At 63.3% G+C, this 18578-nt stretch carries 12 protein-coding genes; 6 read left to right on the top strand and 6 right to left on the bottom strand.

The genetic code is table 11. The features are described from left to right. Positions 1-56: 56 nt before the first annotated feature. From MRBLMU1_RS19240 to MRBLMU1_RS19220, 5 genes are all read right to left on the bottom strand, one after another. On the bottom strand, positions 57-1592 hold the full coding sequence (locus MRBLMU1_RS19240; RefSeq protein ID WP_363504264.1) for a histidine-type phosphatase: 1536 nt from the start codon (positions 1590-1592) through the stop codon (positions 57-59). Between the two features lie 2 nt (positions 1593-1594). Further along, positions 1595-3703 carry a TonB-dependent siderophore receptor gene (locus tag MRBLMU1_RS19235; protein ID WP_363504261.1) on the bottom strand — a complete coding sequence of 703 codons (2109 nt, stop codon included), beginning with the start codon at positions 3701-3703 and terminating at the stop codon, positions 1595-1597. A gap of 118 nt (positions 3704-3821) precedes the next feature. After that, positions 3822-4739, bottom strand: coding sequence for a carbohydrate kinase family protein (locus MRBLMU1_RS19230; protein ID WP_363504258.1), 918 nt, complete (start codon positions 4737-4739; stop codon positions 3822-3824). 1 nt (position 4740) lies between these two features. Then, a complete protein-coding gene (locus MRBLMU1_RS19225) occupies positions 4741-5952 on the bottom strand; it encodes an AGE family epimerase/isomerase (RefSeq protein WP_363505117.1) in 1212 nt (403 codons plus the stop codon). A gap of 164 nt (positions 5953-6116) precedes the next feature. Further along, positions 6117-7181: a LacI family DNA-binding transcriptional regulator gene (locus MRBLMU1_RS19220; RefSeq protein ID WP_363504255.1), complete on the bottom strand. Its 1065-nt coding sequence runs from the start codon at positions 7179-7181 to the stop codon at positions 6117-6119. A gap of 313 nt (positions 7182-7494) precedes the next feature. On the opposite strand from MRBLMU1_RS19220, the gene MRBLMU1_RS19215 reads away from it, so the two are divergent. The 6 genes from MRBLMU1_RS19215 to axe2C all read left to right on the top strand — a co-directional run bounded on the left by MRBLMU1_RS19215 (position 7495) and on the right by axe2C (position 15648). After that, on the top strand, positions 7495-8763 hold the full coding sequence (locus tag MRBLMU1_RS19215) for a sugar MFS transporter (protein ID WP_363504252.1): 1269 nt from the start codon (positions 7495-7497) through the stop codon (positions 8761-8763). Between the two features lie 38 nt (positions 8764-8801). Further along, a complete protein-coding gene (locus MRBLMU1_RS19210) occupies positions 8802-11105 on the top strand; it encodes a glycoside hydrolase family 3 C-terminal domain-containing protein (protein ID WP_363504249.1) in 2304 nt (767 codons plus the stop codon). Between the two features lie 26 nt (positions 11106-11131). Next, a complete protein-coding gene (locus MRBLMU1_RS19205; RefSeq protein ID WP_363504246.1) occupies positions 11132-12463 on the top strand; it encodes a glycoside hydrolase 5 family protein in 1332 nt (443 codons plus the stop codon). Between the two features lie 10 nt (positions 12464-12473). Next, positions 12474-13688, top strand: coding sequence for a glycoside hydrolase family 27 protein (locus tag MRBLMU1_RS19200; protein ID WP_363504243.1), 1215 nt, complete (start codon positions 12474-12476; stop codon positions 13686-13688). 149 nt (positions 13689-13837) lie between these two features. After that, entirely contained in the window at positions 13838-14584 is a 747-nt protein-coding gene (locus MRBLMU1_RS19195) for a GDSL-type esterase/lipase family protein (protein WP_363504240.1), read from the top strand. Beyond that, the gene (gene axe2C, locus MRBLMU1_RS19190; protein WP_363504237.1) at positions 14584-15648 is read left to right on the top strand and encodes a bifunctional acetylxylan esterase/glucomannan deacetylase AxeC2; all 1065 of its coding nucleotides are present in this window, start codon (positions 14584-14586) and stop codon (positions 15646-15648) included. The genes MRBLMU1_RS19195 and axe2C overlap by 1 nt, the downstream gene beginning before the upstream one ends. A gap of 43 nt (positions 15649-15691) precedes the next feature. On the opposite strand, the gene MRBLMU1_RS19185 is transcribed toward axe2C, so the two are convergent. Then, positions 15692-18358, bottom strand: coding sequence for a TonB-dependent receptor (locus tag MRBLMU1_RS19185; RefSeq protein ID WP_363504234.1), 2667 nt, complete (start codon positions 18356-18358; stop codon positions 15692-15694). Positions 18359-18578 lie beyond the last annotated feature (220 nt).

Below are 18578 nucleotides of genomic sequence, written 5' to 3'. Positions count from 1 at the left end.
GTGCGGTACTTTTGACATAGATGAATACACAATATTCCATGTCAAAAGGATAGCTTTTATTTATCTCTATAGCAGTTCTTAAGTTTTTGATAATCATAATAGCGGCTGCCGGCGGCGAACCTGGAGGCGTCGCAGGCGGGCTTGAAATCGCTCTCTTTTTCGTTGTAGAGCAGGCGCACCAAGGTGCGGCCCCTGTCGTTGCGGTAGACATCCCACTGGATGTTGGCGGCCATCGGTGCGACCGCCTCGCCGCGCCAGCCGCTGTTCTCGTAGCTGTACATGGCGGCGCGCGGCAACTGTCCGGACATGCCCGGCAGGCCGAGGATGGCGGCCATCGGGATGACGATTTCGGCGTGCGCGAAGCGCAGCTTGGCGGCGTGCCGCATGTCGCCTTTGGCGACGGCGTCCACCTCGGCGAAGAAGTCGTCGAGCAGCGTACCGGCCATGCGCCACGTCAGGTCGCCGTTTTCGGCGATGCCGGGGCCTTTTTCGTAAAAGGCCAGCGCGTCCTCGATCGACGCGAATACGCCGGCTTGCGCCGGCGGCATGTAACGCGTGAAATCGGCCTGCACCTCGCTGCGCATGTCCGCCGCCGCCGCATACAGTTCGTACAGCGCCAGCGCGGCGTCGGTGACCGAGGCGATTTCGGTTTCGCCGTCGCCGACAAGCGTGTTGGTGAACTTGCCGTCGGCGCTGGTGAAGCTGAAGCCGCCGGTGTTGGCGACGTGGTGGCCGCCCTGTTCCAGCGCCGCGATAAACGCGGGCTGGAACAGGCGTTCGAGCGTGGCGCGCGCCGCCTGCGCCAAACGTGGTTGCGCCATGATCGCGGCCACGCGGGCGCGCAGTTCATCGCTATCCAGCCAGCCCTGGTAGGCCAGGCTGGCCTGGTAGGTGGCGCGCAGCGGGTCGGCGGGAGACGCCACCTTGTCCTGCTTCGCACCGAGCTTGTGGAAGTAGAGCAGGAAGCGATCGGTGCCGGCCGGGCGGCTGGCATGATCGGATTCGCCGCGCGGCGCCAGCGACGCGGGGTAGGTCAGCAGGGATTCCAGGCCGGCCTGCCGCGCCGCCAGCGACCGGGTGAAGAAATAACCGCTGTCGACGGCCCGGTCCTTGCCGGAGGTGACCACCACGATGTCGCGCCGCTTGTTGGCGGCGTCGCGGAACAGCTCCGGCAGGCGCTGGTGCATGCGTTGCGCGAGTCCCGCGTGTTCGGCCACGCCCTGCGAGGTCTCGTTGCCATAACCCGGTTTGCCGATGCCGGCCACGCCGTAGCCGAGCAGGAAGTTCGCTTTCATCAGCGCCAGGATATCCGGTCCCAGTTGCGCGCCCAACGGCGTCAACGCGCCGTCCTTTTCCGCCTGCTGCCACAGCCGGTACATCGCCAGATCGGTCTTGAAGCCGGTCAGGCCGCGCGATCCGTGGCGGGCCAGCAGCTGTGTCGATACGGCCCGGTAACCTGCCGGCGGCGCCTGGTAGCCGGCGCCGTCGGGAGGCGGCTGATAGGGCGTCTTGGTCTGGTAATACTGCTCGCCGGAGGCGTTCGATAGCAGCAGGGACAGCGCGGCGCCGGCCGCCAGATGCGGTGCCTTCATGCCTAGAAGTCCACCCTCGCGTTCACGCTGGCGGTGCGTGGCGCGCCCACGTTCAGGTAATTCTCCTGGTAGTAGGTCCAGTATTTGCGGTTGGCGATGTTGGAGACGTTCGCGCGCAGGCTGACCATCTTGCCGAAGAAGTGGTGACGATAGTTGAAGCCCGCGTCGAACAGCGCCACCGAAGGCAGATGGTTGACGTTGGCCGCGTCCATCGGCAGATCGCCCAGGTACTGGGTGCCGGCATGCAGCGCCAGGCCTGGCAACACTTCGCGCCAGGTCGCCTGCAGGGAGGCCTGGCGGCGCGGTGCTCCCACCGCGTGCTTGCCGCCGTAGCCCGGCGCGGCGTCCTCCAGTTTGGCGTCCAGCAGCATGATGCCACCTTCGACCGACAGGTTTTTCGCCACTTGCACCACGCTGTTGAACTCCAGACCCTGGTACTTGGTCTGGCCGTCGGCTACATAAACGTTGGCGGCGTTGGTGTACTGGGCGCCGCGCTCGATGTGGAACAGCGCCGCGCTGGCGTTCCAGAAGCTATGCTCCGTCTTGACGCCGATCTCGGTCTGCTTGCTCTTGATCGGGGCGAAGACCTGGTTGGCGTTGGCGGTGGACGTCGGCGCGCTGGCGGCCTGCTCCAACGCCTCGACGTAGCTGCCGTAGATGGTGGTGTCGGCGGCTGGCTTGAACATCAGGGCGACGGTCGGCGTGGTTTTGTTGGCCGGGTATTCGGCGGTGACCGCACCCTTGGTGGAGTAGGCGGTATCCTTGAAGCGCGTGTAGCGCGCGCCGGCCAGCACCGACCAGTTGTCGGTCAGTTTGACGGTGTCGCTGGCGAAGACCGCCTCCTGGCGCGTCGCCTCGTCACGATAGGTGCCGCCGCTGTAATTGACGCCGGCGACATTGAGGATATTCGGCGCGTACAGGTTGCCATTGCCCAGATAGGTCTTGGGCGTGACCACCGACGATTCCGATTCCAGCTTTTGCGTCATGATGCCCGCCACCACCTCGTGCCGCAGGCCGGCGGTGTCGAACTTGCCCTGCAAGGTCGCCTGAACCTGGTCGAAGCCGTAGTCGTGCAGTTCGGAGGTGACGCGGTCGCGGTAATCGCCGTTGTTGTTGCCGATGTAGTACTGATCTTTTTTGTAGACGCGGCTCGAATCGGAGGTGCGGTACGAAACGTTGGCCATCCAGTCCGGCGCGAGGCGGTATTCGAGGCCGAGCGTAAACAGCGAGTATTCGACGTCGCTGCCGGCCCCCAGGCTGCTCAGCTTGCTGTCGCCGGCGATCGGCGCAGGCACCTTGACCGAAGGCGAGATGACGACATCGGTGCCGCCGACGCTGCGGCGGCGCTGGTAAAGCGCGTCGTAGGTCAGCGCCAGGTCGTCGCTGAGGCGCCACGCCAGATTCAGTCCGGCCGCGTTGCGGTTGATCGAGCCGCTTTCCTCATGCAGGTCGCCGTCTTCGTGCACCAGGTTGATGCGGTAGCCGAAGCCTCCTTCCTCGCCCGCGCGGCCGCCCATGTCGATATGTTCCTTGACCGCGCCGCCTTCCTGGTAGCCCATCGCGGCGCTGAAGCTTTGGTTGGTGGTGGGGCGCTTGCTGACGTAGTTGACGGTGCCGCCGGGAGAGCCGAAGCCATACATAAAGCCGGTCAGGCCCTTGAGCGCTTCGACGCTCTCGAACATCTCCAGCGGCATCTCGGTGCCCCGGTTGATGTTGGCCAAGCCGTCGACCTTGTAGCCGTTCAAATCATCGAGCCGCAGGCCGCGCATCTGGATGGTGGCGGGGTGGGTGCTGATCGGCGGGCTGATGGCGGTGACGGAAGCGTCGTATTTCAGCACTTCCGAGATGCTGGTGGCCAGGCGGTCCTCGATCTCGTCGCTGCTGACGGCCTTGGTGGAGAAGGGCGTATCGAGTTCGGACTTGCGGCCCAATGCGCCGCCGCCGACGCTGTCCGCCAGCTTTTTCTTCTCGACCGTCGCTGTGACGACGACGGTCGATAGCGCGCCGCCGGTGGCCTCTTCGGCGATGGCGGCGGCATGCAGCGCGCACAGGCCAGCCGCGGCCAAGGCCAGTTGCAAACGGGACGGAGCAAAAATAGTTTTCGAGGACATGTGGGGCTTAAAGAAGGTGGCTGGATAAAACCGACGATCTTGAAGCCCCGATATGACCGCCGTGTGACGGTTTGCCTACCTTACCGATCTGTAATGTGCGCCAGGCTTTACGTTGGCGTCACGTCAGCAGCGCCTCGATCGCCGCCAGCGATGGCGGCGACGCGCCCGGCGCCAGGCAGGCCGCCGCGCCGGCCGCCACCGCGAAGCGCAAATGCTCCAACGGCGCGCGATCGGCGTGGTGCATCATGCTGTACGAAAGCGCGGCGATGCTGGCGTCGCCGGCACCGACGGAATCGATCACGGTGATGCTTGGCGCCGGCAGCGACCATTCCTCGTCGCCGATGTGCAGCGAGGCGCCGTCGCCGCCCTTGGTGTACAGATAGGTCGCCGCCGGATTCCAGCTTCGCAGCGTGGCGAACGCGGTCTCGATGTCGCCGGTGCGGAACAGGCCAGCCAGATCCTCCTCCGACACCTTGACCACATCGGCCAGCTCCGTCATGCGGCGCAAGGTGGCGTCGTAGCGCTCGTCCATCAGCAGGCGGTAGTTCGGATCGAAGCTGATGCGCACGCCGTCCCGCTTGAGCTGCTCGGCCAGCGCCACCAGCTTGCCGGCCAGCGGCTGGCGCGCCAGGCTGATGCCGCCGAAGTGCACCCATTTGCAGTGCGCGCGCCAGCCTTCCGGCAGCAGCGCCGCGTCGAAGTGCAGGTCGGCGCTGTCGTCGCCGACGAAGAAGTAGGCCGGTGGATCGGTGCGGTGCACGATAGCGAGCAGCGGCGACTTCGCGTAGCGCTGCAGGAAGCGCAGGTCGAGGTTGGCCGCTTCGCTGGCGCCATGCAGCGCGTCGCCGAAGACGTCGATGCTGACGGCGCCGGCGAAAGCGGTCGGCACCTCCAGCTTCGCCATCGTGCGCGCCACGTTCCAGGTCGAGCCGCCGACCTGGCTTAGCCAGCGCTGCGGATTGGGCTGGTCGCCGTCCTGCACGATCATGTCGGTCAGCGCTTCGCCCGCCGCGACAAACAGAGGAAAATTCGCCATCTCAGTCCTTCTTCAATACGTTCAGCACTTCGTAGCAGGCGCCCATGGTGTGGTAATCCACTTTGCCGGCCGGGCTTTTCTCGTCGGTCAGCTTGCTGTTGTCGGCCCCGAGGATGCGGTACCAGGCTCCGTATTGGTGATCGACGAAATGCTCCCAGCTGTAGCCCCAGATCTTGTCGTACCAGGTCCAGTAGCTTGCCTCGCCGGTGCGCGCGCCCAGCAGGGCGGCGGTGGCCAGGCTCTCGGCCTGCACCCAGAAGTATTTGAGGTCGTCGCAGATGCTGTCGTCCGGCCCGAAGCCGTAGTAGATGCCGCCGTGCCGCGCGTCCCACGCCTTGTCCATCGCCGCGTTGAACAACTCCACCGCGCGCGGCAGCAGCCAGTCCTTGCCGCCCTCCAGCTGGTCGCCGTGGCGTTCCAGCAGCAGCAGCAGCTTGGCCCATTCGGTCAGGTGGCCGGGCTGGTAGCCCCATGGACGGAAGATATTGCTTTTGTCGTGGCGGTTGTATTCGGTGTCGACCGACCAGTCGGCGTGGTAGTGTTCCCAAATCAGATTGCCCGCCAGCGCCGCCTGGCGTTGTGTGATGTTGCGGGCCAGCGTTTCGGCGCGCAGCAGGAAGGCGCGCTCGCCGGTCGCTTCGAAGGCGGCGATCAGCGCCTCGCAGGCGTGCATGTTGGCGTTCTGGCCGCGGTAGGCGTCCAAGGTCGACCAGTCGGCGCTCGCCTCGTCGGCGTACAGGCCGTATTTGGCGTCCCAGAAGCGCCGCTCCATCAGCTCGAAGGTCTCGTCTATCCAGGCGCGGGCCTCGCTCTCGCCGGCCATCAGCGCGTGGCTGTAGGCGAGCAGCACGAAGGCCAGGCCGTAACAGTGGTTGGTGCCGTCGGTGACGCGGCCTTCGCCGTTGTTCCAGTCCAGTTGCCACGCGTAGCCGCCGGTTTCCGGGTTGCGGTGGGCGCCGCGCAGGAAGGCCAGGCCGTGGCGCAGGCGCTGCTGGTCGGCAGCCTCGCCGAACTGGCGCCACGCCATCGCGTGGGTGAAAATGAAGCGCGTGCTGCTGACCAGATGGCGGGTGCGGGTGTCGTAGACGGTGCCGTCATCCTTGTAAAAGTGATAGAAGCCGCCGCTCGGGTCCACGCAACGGCTGTCGTAGAAGTGGCGGGTATGGCGGATGTGGTTCAGCAGCGTCGCGCGGGATTGAAAATCTGGTACCATCATTGGGTCCGTTGTTGGTTGATAGGCGGGCGCTTTCTTATCGCGTCCCGAGTTTGTACGAGCTTGTATGTTCATCAGGCGCACACCATTCCCCGCGTCGCGGCGAAGCCGGACGCCAAGTGGTGCTCGATGTTGGTTAAATCCGCTTGTGAATCAGCCGGCGTCTAGGCTGCCGCCACGCCGCCTCCTTTGCCCTGCGGCTTCTGTACCCGCCAGCCGTCGAACACCGTGCTGGCCCGCACCACCAGTTCCACCGGCGCGATTTTCTCCACCGGGTCGTTGTGCGGTCCATTCAACAACAATTCCACACCCAGCGCGCCCAGTGCTTTTTTATCGATGCGCAGCGTGGTCAAAGGGCGATGTCCCAGCACGGCGGTCGAGATGTCGTCGAAGCCGACGATCGCGATGTCGTGCGGGACCTTCAATCCCTTGGCCAGGCAGCAGCGCATCGCCACCAGCGCGGCGCTGTCGTTGTAGCAGAACACGGCGTCGGGCGGATGGGGCAGGGCCAGCAACTGCTCCATCGCCTCCCATGCGCCGGTTTCCAGATCGACGCCGTCCGGCAGGCCCGCTTCGAGACGCGGATCGGCCAGGATGCCCTCTTCGAACAGCGCCTGGCGGTAGCCGCGTGCTCGTTCGCGAATGCTGTAGTGCGACAGCGGACCGGAAATGAAGCCGACCCGCGTGCGGCCGGTGTCGATCAGGTGCTTGGTGGCCAGGTAGCCGCCCATCATATTGTCCGGATTGACGGAACTGTAACCGCGCAGCTTCATATCGATCAGCACCAGCTGCTTGCCGGTGGAGCGCAGGGCGCTCAGCGTCTCCGGTTCGAAGAAGCCGGCGCAGACGATGCCGTCCGGTGCGTGCATTCGTATCTGGTCGATCAGGCCGTCGGCCGGGCCGACCGCCATGAACGACAGCACGATGCCCTGCTTGCGGCAGGCCTCCTCGGCGCCGTGCAGCACCGGCGAATAGAAAGGACTGCTCGAGGCGGTGTTGTGTTGGCGGTGTAGCAGGAAGGTCAGGCGCCGCAGCCGTTTCGGCCGCAGCTTGCAAAAGTCGTAACCGAGTTCGCGTGCCGCCTCCAGCACCATCTGGCGTGTCGCCTCGGTCAATCCCGGCTCGTTCTTCAGGGCGCGTGAAATGGTCCCCGCCGACACGCCGGCCACGCGTGCGATATCCCGTATTGTCACTCCGGTGGTCGCAGCGCTATTTGTGGAATCGCCCATCTTTGTCTCCCAAATCTCTCGATGAACCGGCTCGCGGCGGTGCCGTCGGCGGGTTTCTGGTGTGAATACAGTCTTGCATAATCGTCCAGCCACGGTCAAACGACACGTCGACTTTCAGGAAAAGTTTAGCGCAATTTACTAAACACGCGAGTTTTAGCGGTTCGCTGCGCCGCAACACGGCGTATCGCCTTGCATCGTGTGTTTAGTGAATGCGGCTAAACTACGCCTCAAATTCGCTTGCTATTTGACCCTTGGGCCTCGCCGATGCAGAATCTTTTCATTAATATAAAAACCATCCAAGAGGAGACAGCTGATGGAGCACGTTGCGCCGGCAACTTTGAGTACCCACGACCATGCGCGTCAGGCAGGAGGCAGCAATACCTTCCCGATGATGATCATCACGCTGTTGTTCTTCATGTGGGGGTTGATAACGTCGCTGAACGATGTCCTGATTCCCCACCTTAAATCGATTTATACGCTGACCTATGTGCAGGCGATGCTGGTGCAGTTCTGCTTCTTCGGCGCCTACTTCATCGTCTCGCTCCCCGCCGGCATGTTGATCAAGCGCCTGGGCTACCAGCGCGGCGCGGTCGCGGGGCTGGTGGTCGCCGCCACCGGCTGCGCCATGTTCTATCCCGCCTCGATGGGCGGCTACGCGCTGTTCCTCCTGGCCTTGTTCGTCCTCGCGGGCGGCATCACCATCCTGCAAGTCTCCGCCAATCCCTACGTCGCGGCGCTGGGCGCGCCGGCCACCGCGTCGAGCCGCTTGACGCTGACGCAGGCGTTCAATTCGCTCGGCACCGCGATCGCCCCGGCGCTGGGCGGTTTCCTGATCCTGTCCGAAGGCGTTCCCGCCGTCGCCAATGTGGTCAAGACCAAGGCCGAGGAAGCGGCCACCGTGCAGGGACCGTATCTGGTGCTGGCCGCCACGCTGCTGGCCATCGCCATCCTGTTCGCACTGGTGCGCCTGCCGAAGATCGTCGATGCCGAAGAAGCCGGCGCCTACACGCTGGACAAAAAAGTGACGTCGCACCGCCACCTGGTGCTGGGCGCGATCGGCATCTTCCTGTACGTGGGTGGAGAGGTCAGCATCGGCAGCTTCCTGATCAACTTCCTGGGCGAGTCCAACATCGCAGGCATGTCGCACGGCGCCGCCGCCAACTACGTCAGCTTCTACTGGCTCGGCGCCATGATCGGCCGCTTCATCGGCTTTGGCGTGATGCGCTACGTCAGTCCGGGCAAGGCGCTGGCGTTCAACTCGGCCGCGTCCATCGCGCTGCTGCTGACGGCGATCTTCTCCCACGGTCCGGTCGCCATGTGGGCGGTCATCGCCGTCGGCCTGTTCAACTCCATCATGTTCCCGACCATCTTCAGCATGGCGCTGTACAAGCTCGGTCCCCTGACCAGCCAGGGTTCCGGCATCCTGTGCATGGCCATCGTCGGCGGCGCGCTGGTGCCGTTCGCGCAAGGCCTGCTGGCTGACACGATCGGCCTGCAGCTGTCGTTCTTCGTGCCGGCCGCCTGCTATACCTTCATTCTGTACTACGGCCTGAAATATGCCGGCATGTACTCAGACCGTTGATTTTTGATTTCGCCCTCCAATAATAAAGAGAGACAGCTATGAATTCCGAACTGAATCTGCGTCCGCTGGCCATCGCGCTGGCGGTGGCGGCAACGCTTGCCGCCGCCACCGTCGTCACCGTGGCCACCGCGCTGCCTTCCTACGCCGCCGGACAAGAGGCCGGCGCGCCGGCCGAACCGGCCTCCAAGCCGTGGCTGGACAAATCGCTCGGCGCCGACAAGCGCGCCAAGCTGGCGCTGGAAGCCATGACGCAACAGGAAAAACTGAACTGGGTGCTGGGCTACTTCGGCGCCGATTTCGTTCCGAACAAGACCAAGAAGCATCCGGCCGCGCTGCCTTTCTCGGCCGGCTACATCCCCGGCGTGCCGCGTCTGGGATTGCCTGCGTTGTTCGAGACCGACGCCGGCCTGGGCGTGGCCACGCAACTGAGCAAGAATCCGCGCGAGCGCACCTCGCTGCCATCCGGCCTGGCCACCACCGCCACCTGGAACCGCGACCTGGCCTACCAGGGCGGCGCCATGATCGGCCGCGAGGCGCGCGCCTCCGGCTTCAACGTCATGCTGGCCGGCGGCGTGAACCTGCTGCGCGAGCCGCGCAACGGCCGTAACTTCGAATACGCCGGCGAAGATCCCCTGCTGGCCGGTACCATGGTGGCGCAGCAGGTCAAGGGCATCCAGTCCAACAATCTGATCGCGACGATGAAGCACTTCGCCGTCAACGACCAGGAGACAGGCCGCTTCGTGCTCGATGCGCGCCTCGACGACGCCAGCAACCGCATGTCCGACCTGCTGGCGTTCCAGTTCCTGCTGGAGCAGGCGAATCCCGGTTCGGTCATGTGCTCCTACAACCGCCTGAACGGCGTGTATGCCTGCGAAAACGACTACCTGCTCAACCAAGTGCTGAAAAAAGACTGGGGCTTCAAGGGTTATGTGATGTCCGACTGGGGCGCCGTCCACAGCACCGTCGAATCGGCCAACGCCGGCCTGGACCAGCACTCCGGCTGGGAGTTCGACAAGTCGGCCTACTTCGGCGGCGCGCTGGAGGAGGCTGTCGAAAACGGCCACGTGCCGCAGTCGCGCCTGGACAACATGGCGTACCGCGTGCTGTGGGCGATGTTCGACAAGGGCGTGGTCGACAATCCGGTCAAGGAGGGCGGCGCGATCGACTTCGAAGCGCACAAGCTGGTCAGCCAGGCCGACGCGGAAGAGGGCATTGTCCTGCTGAAGAACACCAACAGCGTGCTGCCGCTCAAGGCCGGCGCGAAGAAAATCGTCGTCATCGGCGCGCACTCGGATGTCGGCGTGCTGGCCGGCGGCGGTTCGTCGCTGGTGTATCCGATCGGCGGCAACCCGGTGCCGGGCATCGAGCCGACCATCTGGCCTGGTCCAGTGGTGTACCACCCGTCGTCGCCGCTGAAGGCGATCAAGGCCCGCGCCGGCAACGCCAAGGTGGTCTATAGCGACGGCAAGGACGCCGCTGCGGCGGCCAGGGAAGCGGCCGACGCCGATGTCGTCATCGTCTTCGCGGAACAGTGGGTGGGCGAGGCGCTCGACGCCGTGTCGCTGTCGCTGCCGAACAACCAGGACGCGCTGATCGCCGCCGTCGCCAAGGCCAACCCGAAAACGGTGGTGGTGCTCGAGACCTCCGGTCCGGTGCTGATGCCGTGGGTCGACCAGACCGCCGCCGTGGTGCAGGCCTGGTACGCCGGCAGCGGCGGCGGCGAGGCGATCGCCCGCGTGCTGTATGGCGAAGTCAATCCGTCGGGCCACCTGCCGACCACCTTCCCGGTCTCCGAAAGCCAGCTGCCGCGTCCAAAGCTCGACGGCGATCCGAAGAAAGACAGGGAGCGCTTCACCGTCAACTATCATGAAGGCGCGGCGGTCGGCTACAAGTGGTTCGATGCCAAGGGTCTCAAGGCGCTGTTCCCGTTCGGCCACGGTTTGTCGTACACGCAGTTCTCCTACTCCGGCCTGGCCGCGAGCCAGAAGGACGGCAAGCTGCAACTAAGCTTCAAGGTCACCAACACCGGCGCCGTCAAGGGCAAGGACGTGCCGCAGGTTTACGTCGCACCCGTCGGGACCAAGTGGGAGGCGCCCAAGCGCCTGGCCGGCTGGGACAAGGTCGAACTGGCGCCCGGCGAGAGCAAGGAAGTCAGCGTGACGGTCGATCCGCGCCTGCTGGCCATGTACGACAGCAAATCGAAGACCTGGCGTGTCGCCAGCGGCGGCTACAAGGTATTGCTGGCGCACGACGCCGGCAATGCCAACGATAGCAAGGCCGCCAGCATCACCGTGCAGCTACCGAAGCAGACCTTGAACGTCGCCGGCAAGCCAATCAAATAACCATCGATAAAAAGAAAGAACGAGACATGAAACAACTCTACAAATTCTGCGCCACCGCGTTGATGATCAGTGCCTGCGGCATCGTTTCCGCCGCCGATGGCGCGTCTGTCGGCAAAGGCGATTTCGTCACCGCCAAGAAGACCCACTTCGCTCGCAAGGGCCAGGCGTACTACATCGTCGGCGCCAACTTCTGGTACGGCGGCTATCTTGGCGCGCCCAAGGGCGTGGGCGAGCGCGCCCGCTTGCTGAAGGAGCTCGATAGCATGCGCGCCATCGGCATCAACAACCTGCGCGTGCTGGCCGTATCCGAGAAGACCGAGATGAAAAGCGCCGTCAGCCCGGCGACCACCGCTAAGCCGGGCGAGTACGACGAGAATCTGTTGATCGGCCTGGACTTCCTGATGGTCGAAGCGGCCAAACGCGATATGACGGTGGTGCTCTACCTGAACAACTTCTGGCAGTGGTCGGGCGGGATGACGCAATACTTGAACTGGTTCGAGGGCACGCCGGCGCTGGACCCGAACGTGACCAAGGACTATGACGACTACATGAAGAAGAACGCGCGCTTCTATGTCAACCCGGCCGCGCAAAAAGAGTACCGCAACGTGATCCAGAAGATCGTCAAGCGCGTCAACACCATCACCGGCAAGCCTTATTCGGAAGATCCGATCCTGATGTCGTGGCAATTGGCCAACGAACCGCGCCCCGGCAATGGCAACGCCACGCCGGAAGAGAAGAAGGCATACATCAAATGGATCGACGAAACCGCCGCTTATATCCATAGCCTGGACAAGAACCATATGGTCAGCAGCGGCAGCGAGGGCCTGGCCGGTTCCGCCCAGGACGCGCAGCTGTTCCTCGACTCGCACCGCACCAAAAATATCGACTACCTGACGTATCACCTGTGGCCGAAGAACTGGGGCTGGTTCGACTCCAAGGACCCAACCGGTTCGTGGGACGGCGCAATCGCCAAGAGCCGCAACTATCTGACCTCGCACATCGACCTGGCCAAGAAGCTCGACAAGCCTATCGTGCTGGAGGAATTCGGCCTCGATCGCGACGGCGCCTCGTTCAGCATCAAGGCCACGACCAAGATCCGCGACCGCTTCTATCGCGAAGTGTTCGACTTCGTCTACGACGGCGCCAAGAAGGGCGACCCGATCGCCGGTTTCAATTTCTGGGCCTGGGGCGGCGCCGGGCGCGCGGCGAACGCGGATTACTGGTGGAAGCCGGGTAACGACTTCGTCGGCGATCCACCGCAGGAAGAACAAGGTCTCTACTCGGTGTTCGATTCGGACACCAGCTCGCTCAAGCTGATCAAGGAGTATGCCGACAAACTCCATGCCATCAAGCGTTAAGGAGCCACGCATGAAACGTACCTTGCTAAGCATGGTGGCGGCATCCGCTTGCGCATTCGGTCTCAACGCCCACGCGCAGAAATTCGATGGACTGGCCGACACGCCTCAGATGGGGTGGAACAGCTGGAACACCTTCGCCTGCGACATCAATGAGCAACTGATCAAAGACACCGCCGATGCGATGGTCAAAAGCGGCTTGAGGGACGCCGGCTATCAGTATGTCAACATCGACGATTGCTGGCACGGCAAGCGTGACGAGACGGGGGTGATCCATCCGGACAAGGAGCGCTTCCCGTCCGGTATGAAAGCGCTGGCCGACTACGTCCACAGCAAGGGCCTCAAGATCGGCATCTATTCGGACGTCGGCGCCACCACTTGCGGCGGCCGTCCGGGCAGCCGTGGCTACGAATACCAGGATGCGCGAACCTATGCTTCCTGGGGCATCGACTACATTAAGTACGACTGGTGCGACAGCAAGGGCTTGTCGTCGGTGGGCGCTTACACCACCATGCGCGATGCCATCCGCGCCGCCGGCCGGCCGATGTTGTTCAGCATTTGCGAGTGGGGCGACACCAAGCCCTGGGAATGGGCCAAGGACGTCGGTCACTCGTGGCGCACCACCGGCGACATCCATATGTGCTTCGATTGCGAATTCAGCGAGGCGTCGTATTCGAGGTGGGGTGTGCTGCAGATCCTCGACAAGCAGGCGGGCTTGCGCGTGCACGCCGGTCCGGGACACTGGAACGATATGGACATGCTCGAAGTGGGCCGTGGCTTCACCGAGGACGAGGACCGTACGCACTTTGCCGCCTGGTCGATGCTGGCGTCGCCGCTCATCCTCGGCAACGACGTGCGCAAGATGTCCGAGGCCACGAAACGCATCCTGACCAACAAGGCGGTGATCTCGATCAACCAGGACAAGCTGGGCATCCAGGCGTGGCGTTTCATGCAGTCCGGCCAGTTGGAGTATTGGGCCAAGCCGCTGGCCAACGACGAGTGGGCGGTGATGATCCTGAACCGCAGCGACGAGGCCAAGCCGGTGACTTACCAGTGGTCCGCCTCCCGTATCAACGACGATGCGAACAAGCGCGTGCTCGATACCACCAAGACGGTCTTCAACTGGACCGATGCCTGGACCGGCAAGACCGGGGACACCAGCAAAAAACTGGAGAGCAAACTCGCCCCGCACGGCGTGATTGTTTTGCGCTTGAAGGCCCGTAGCTGAAATGAAGCGCGCGATGACTGCGGCGAAGTGCCTGCCCTGAACGGCAAATTGACCTTGTTAAATGCGGACGGCGAGAGGATACTGCCGGTGTATTTTTCGGATAATTAGGCCGCATCGCTGCTGGTAAGTGCGCAATGAAAGGATTTAAGATGAAGAAGTCCCTGATCTCCGCGGTCGTCGCCGCCGGCCTGCTGGCACTGGCCAGCGCCCCGAGCTACGCCGACGCGGCCCTGAGCCCGGCCGCCTGCAGCACCACGCCGGCCCCTCGAAAGATCGAATATCCCTGGATGTCGGTGGCGCGTTGGAACCAGATGTTCCAGGAGGACGTCGCGGTCGCCGATGCGGGCAACGTCGACCTGCTGTTCGTCGGCGACTCCATCACCGAAGGCTGGAATCAGGATATCTGGAACAAGTCCTTCGGCTCATGGAAGGCGGCCAATTTCGGCATCGGCGGCGACCACACCGGCAACGTGCTTTGGCGGCTCGACAACGGCCACGCCGAAAAACTGCACCCGAAACTGGTCGTGCTGACGATCGGCGTGAACAACTTCTTCCACTGCGGCGCCGCTCCGGCCGACGTGTTCGAGGGTGTGCAGGCGGTGGTCAAGAAGCTGCGCGCGCTGTACCCGGACGCGAAGATATTGCTCAATGCCGTGCTGCCTTACGAGCAATCGGCGCAGAATCCGAAGCGGCAGCAGATCATTGAGTTGAACCGCAAGATAGCGACGCTGGGCGACGGCAAAGCCATCATCTTCAAGGACTACGGCGCGCGTTTCCTGCTGTCGAACGGCGACATGTCGCCGGAGGTGATGGCCGATTTCCTGCATCCGACGCCCAAGGGCTATCAGATCTGGTCCGACGCGATGCTGCCGGACATACAGAAGTTGATGAAGTAATGAGCGGCGCCCAACGCCGTATCGCCGGCTGCGCGGCATTGCTTGCCGCGCTGTGGGGCCAGGCCCCCCTTGTCGCGGCGGCGTCGATGACGGCCGCCGATCCCCACGTCGCCCGCATGGGCCGAACCGATATCAACGCCGACGGCGTGGTGCGATTCAGCTACCCGGGCGTCAGTTTTTATCTCAATTTCGAAGGCAAGCGGCTGAGCGTCGAGGCGGAGGCCAGCGGCGAAAACAGCTACCTGGACGTGATTGTCGACGGCGTCGCCCGCAAGGTGCGGCTGGCTGCCGGCAGACAGACGGTTACTTTGTTCGAAGGCGCTTCCGCCGGCAAGCATGCGGTGGAAATCGTCAACCGTTCCGAGACCTGGCATGGCACCGCCGCGCTGCTGCGCTTCGACACCGATGGCAAGTGGAACGCCGCGCCTGTCCTGCCGCAACGCAAAATGCTGATGCTGGGAGATTCCGTTACCTGCGGCGAGGCGATCGACCGCGTGGCCGGGGCGAAGAAGGAACCGTCCTGGTGGAATGCGCGTTCGTCCTACGGCATGTTGATGGCGCGCGACCTGCACGCGCAGGTGCAGCTGGTCTGCTACGGCGGGCGGGGCTTGATACGCACCTGGGAAAACAAGACCGATGAACAGAATCTGCCGGATTATTATCAATTGGCGATCCCGGACAGGAAAGATCCGGTTCAGTGGGACCAGCGCGATTATCGGCCCGAGGTGATACTCAGCGCGATCGGGAACAACGATTTCAATCCAGGTATTCCGGATCGCGAGCTGTATGTGGAAACCTATGTGCGCTTTGTGCGGACGCTGTTGAGGGATCATCCGCAGGCGCAGGTCGTGCTGACCGAGGGCGGTTTGATGACCGGCGAGAAGAGGGTGGCGCTGATCGAGTACATCGCCGAGACGGTGAAGCGGGTAGGGGACAGGCGCGTGCACGCGATCGCGTCGAAGCCCTATTCGGGCGATGCGGATGACGGGCATCCGACCAGGGAACAAACCGTCAATATCGCCAACGATTTGCTCCCCCAGGTTCGCGCCATTATGAATTGGTGAACATAGGCAGGATTGGCCGTTCCGGCCAATCCTGCCAAACGCCTTAGTAGCTGGCGCCGACCCGGAACCCGAACATGCGGGGCTGCACGAAGTTCGCCTCCATGAACCCCCCATACACCGAATTGCCGCTCAACTTCGCGTGGCTGTCCGAGATATTGCGAACATACAGCTCCGCGTGCCACTTGTCGTCCGGCGCCTCCAGCCGCACCGACGCATCGCCCATCGCATACGCCTTCTGGTAACGGCCGATGTGCGAGAACTCCGAATTGAGCATGTCGAAGTAGGCCTTGTCGCGCCAGTTCACCTTCACGTACGGGATCACCTTGTAGCCGTTCTCAAACCCGAACTCCTGCGAGAAGTTGATGTTGAACTGGTACTTCGGCGTGTTCGGCAGGTGGTTGCCATCGATATTGGCCAGGCGGCGGCCCAGCAAGGTCTTGTCCGGACCATTGTAAGCGCTCGGGCAGGCGGGCAGGCCCAGTTCCACGCGCACGTCGCACTGGTAGTCGTCGCTGTACGAGTTGTAGTCGTGGATGCTGGAGTTGATGTAAGCGAAACCGCCGCCGATACGGCCGCCGCGCCATGGCTTGTAATCCCATTCCAGTTCCAGGCCCGGGATATTCACCTTGCCCACGTTGATGGTGCGCCAGCCTTCATACACGTCGCATTTCGGCTGGTCGGCCGGGCAGGGCAGGCCGTTCGATGGGATGATCTGGTTGATGAAGTAGGTGCCGGTCACCTGCATGTCCTTGTACTTCATGAAGAACGCGGTGGCCGACAGGCTCAAACGGTTGTCCAGGAACTTGCCCTTGAAGCCCAGCTCATAGTTGGTGACGGTTTCCGGCTCATACGGCAGGAAGGTCTCGACGCCGGGTTTGCCATCGGCGCACAGACGGTAGTTGCAGCTGTCCGTCTTGTCGGCGAAGCCGCCCGCCTTGTAGCCGGTCGATACGGAGGCGTACACCATCTTGTTGTTGTCGAGCTGCTTTTGCAGGCCGGCGCGCCACGTCACTTTTTTCCATTCCTGTTTGTGGTCGTTCGAGGTCGGCGCGCCATACAGGCTGTAGGCCGCTACGCTGCCGCCCATCGCCGGCGTCAGGTCGGTGCCGTCGTGGACGTGGAAGCCCGGCGTGCCGGGCGTGCCTTGCGAATACAGGCCGTTGTAGTAGGCCGAGTTGCCGATCCAGTTGGCGCCATACACCTTGCCGCCCTTGTCCTCTTTGCTGTCGATGCTATAGCGCGCGCCGAGGGTACCCGTCCACGTCGGAATGAACTTCCAGTCGGCTTGGGCGAAGACCGCCTTGGCGTCGACCTGGCGGTTAGGCTGGTTATACAGCACGCTGCCGACATCGCCGTACGGCTTCTGGATGGTGTTGGTCTGTTCGTAGTCGATGCGGTTACGCTCGTGCATCCAGAACAAGCCGCCCACGTACTGCACATTGCCCAGCTGCTGCTTCAACTGCGCCTCGTGCACGGTCGACAGGTAGCGCGAATCGAGCGTGCGGTGGAAGGAATCGGTCAGCGGCCAGGTGCCCCAGTTGCCATCGACCGAATTCGGATACGCGCCATTGATCTGGAACGGCGCGGCGTGCTGCATGCCCAGGTCGTCGTCGGTGATCTGCGAGCGGGTTTGGTCGGCGACCTGGAAGGTGTAGTCGAAGTTGGTGTGGTCGTTGATGTTCCAGTTGATCCCGGTGCGCAGCGTTTTGATGGTCAGATCGTTCTGTCCGGGGACGTTGACGTTGATGTCCCACTTGCCCTGGCCGGGGCCGCAGGCGTAGCGGGTGCCGGCGGTGGCATCGCAGTCGCGGAAGGTGGCGCCGCCGGCGCCGGAATCCTGGAACTGCTCATACGACGCCTTGGCCGTGATGTCCTTGTTGATCTTCAGAAGACCGGTCAGGCGGCCGGCCCATTCGTCCTGGTTGGTGTAGTAGTCGCTCGGGCCGATCACGCGGTTGAAGCGCTGGTCGACATCCGGCTTGCCGTTCGGGACCCAGCCCAGGGCGGGCGCGTTGGCTTCGCTCAGGTCGCGCGTCTGGTTGGCGTAGCCGTCGCGCTTGACCTTCATGAACGTCGCGCGCAAGGCCAGCGCGTCGTTGACGACGATGTTCTGCACCACCGAGATCTGCTTCTTGCGGTAGTTGCCGATATCGATGTCGGCCTTGCCGTAGTTGCCCGTCCAATCCGGCTTGGCGGGAATCACGTTGACGCTGCCGCCGGTGGAGTTACGGCCGAACAGCGTGCCTTGCGGGCCGCGCAGCACCTCGACCTGTTCCAGGTCGAACATCAGCGCCTGCGCGCCTTGTGGACGCGGCGAGTACATGCCGTCGACGTGGAAGCCGACCGCCGGGTCGCCGGTCTCGGTGAAGTTGGTGGAAGTGATGCCGCGGATGGTGATCTGCACGGCAGAATCCTCGCCGGTGTTTTCGATCACGACGTTGGGCATCTCGCCGCTCAAATCGGAGAGGCTGGTCGCGCCCTTGCGGGTCAACTGCTCCTGGCTGAGCGCCGCGACGGCCAGCGGGGTGCGCAGCAGCGAGGTGGAATAGCGGGTGGCGGTGACACGCACTTCCTGGATCTGGTCCGGATTGGACGGCGAAGCGGCAGGTGCGGCGGCGGTGGCCTCGGCCGGCGCGCTGGCTTGCGCTTCGGCCTGCGCCTGGGCGCTGAGCGTCATGAACGAACAGGCGCTGGCGACGGCCAGACTCATGAGAGTGCGTCTTGCGGGTTGCAACATGGTGTCTCCTCGATGTTTTTGGAATTATGGAAAATCGCCAGCGCCGCAGGTTGTCTGATACGGCTTAGCTTCCTGGCAACCCGGAGTATTGATCCGTAAATTTCGAGGGTCAAATGAAACTAAATTTGCAACCGATGTTTAACATACTTTACTAAACATACAATATTTATGCTGTTTTCCAGTCAACGTGGCT

Source organism: Burkholderia sp. LMU1-1-1.1 (assembly GCF_040675865.1).
In the GTDB taxonomy this organism is placed as follows: domain Bacteria; phylum Pseudomonadota; class Gammaproteobacteria; order Burkholderiales; family Burkholderiaceae_D; genus Rugamonas.
The sequence above is the reverse complement of the archived record's forward strand: the minus strand, read 5'-3'. Positions and strand labels throughout refer to the sequence as shown.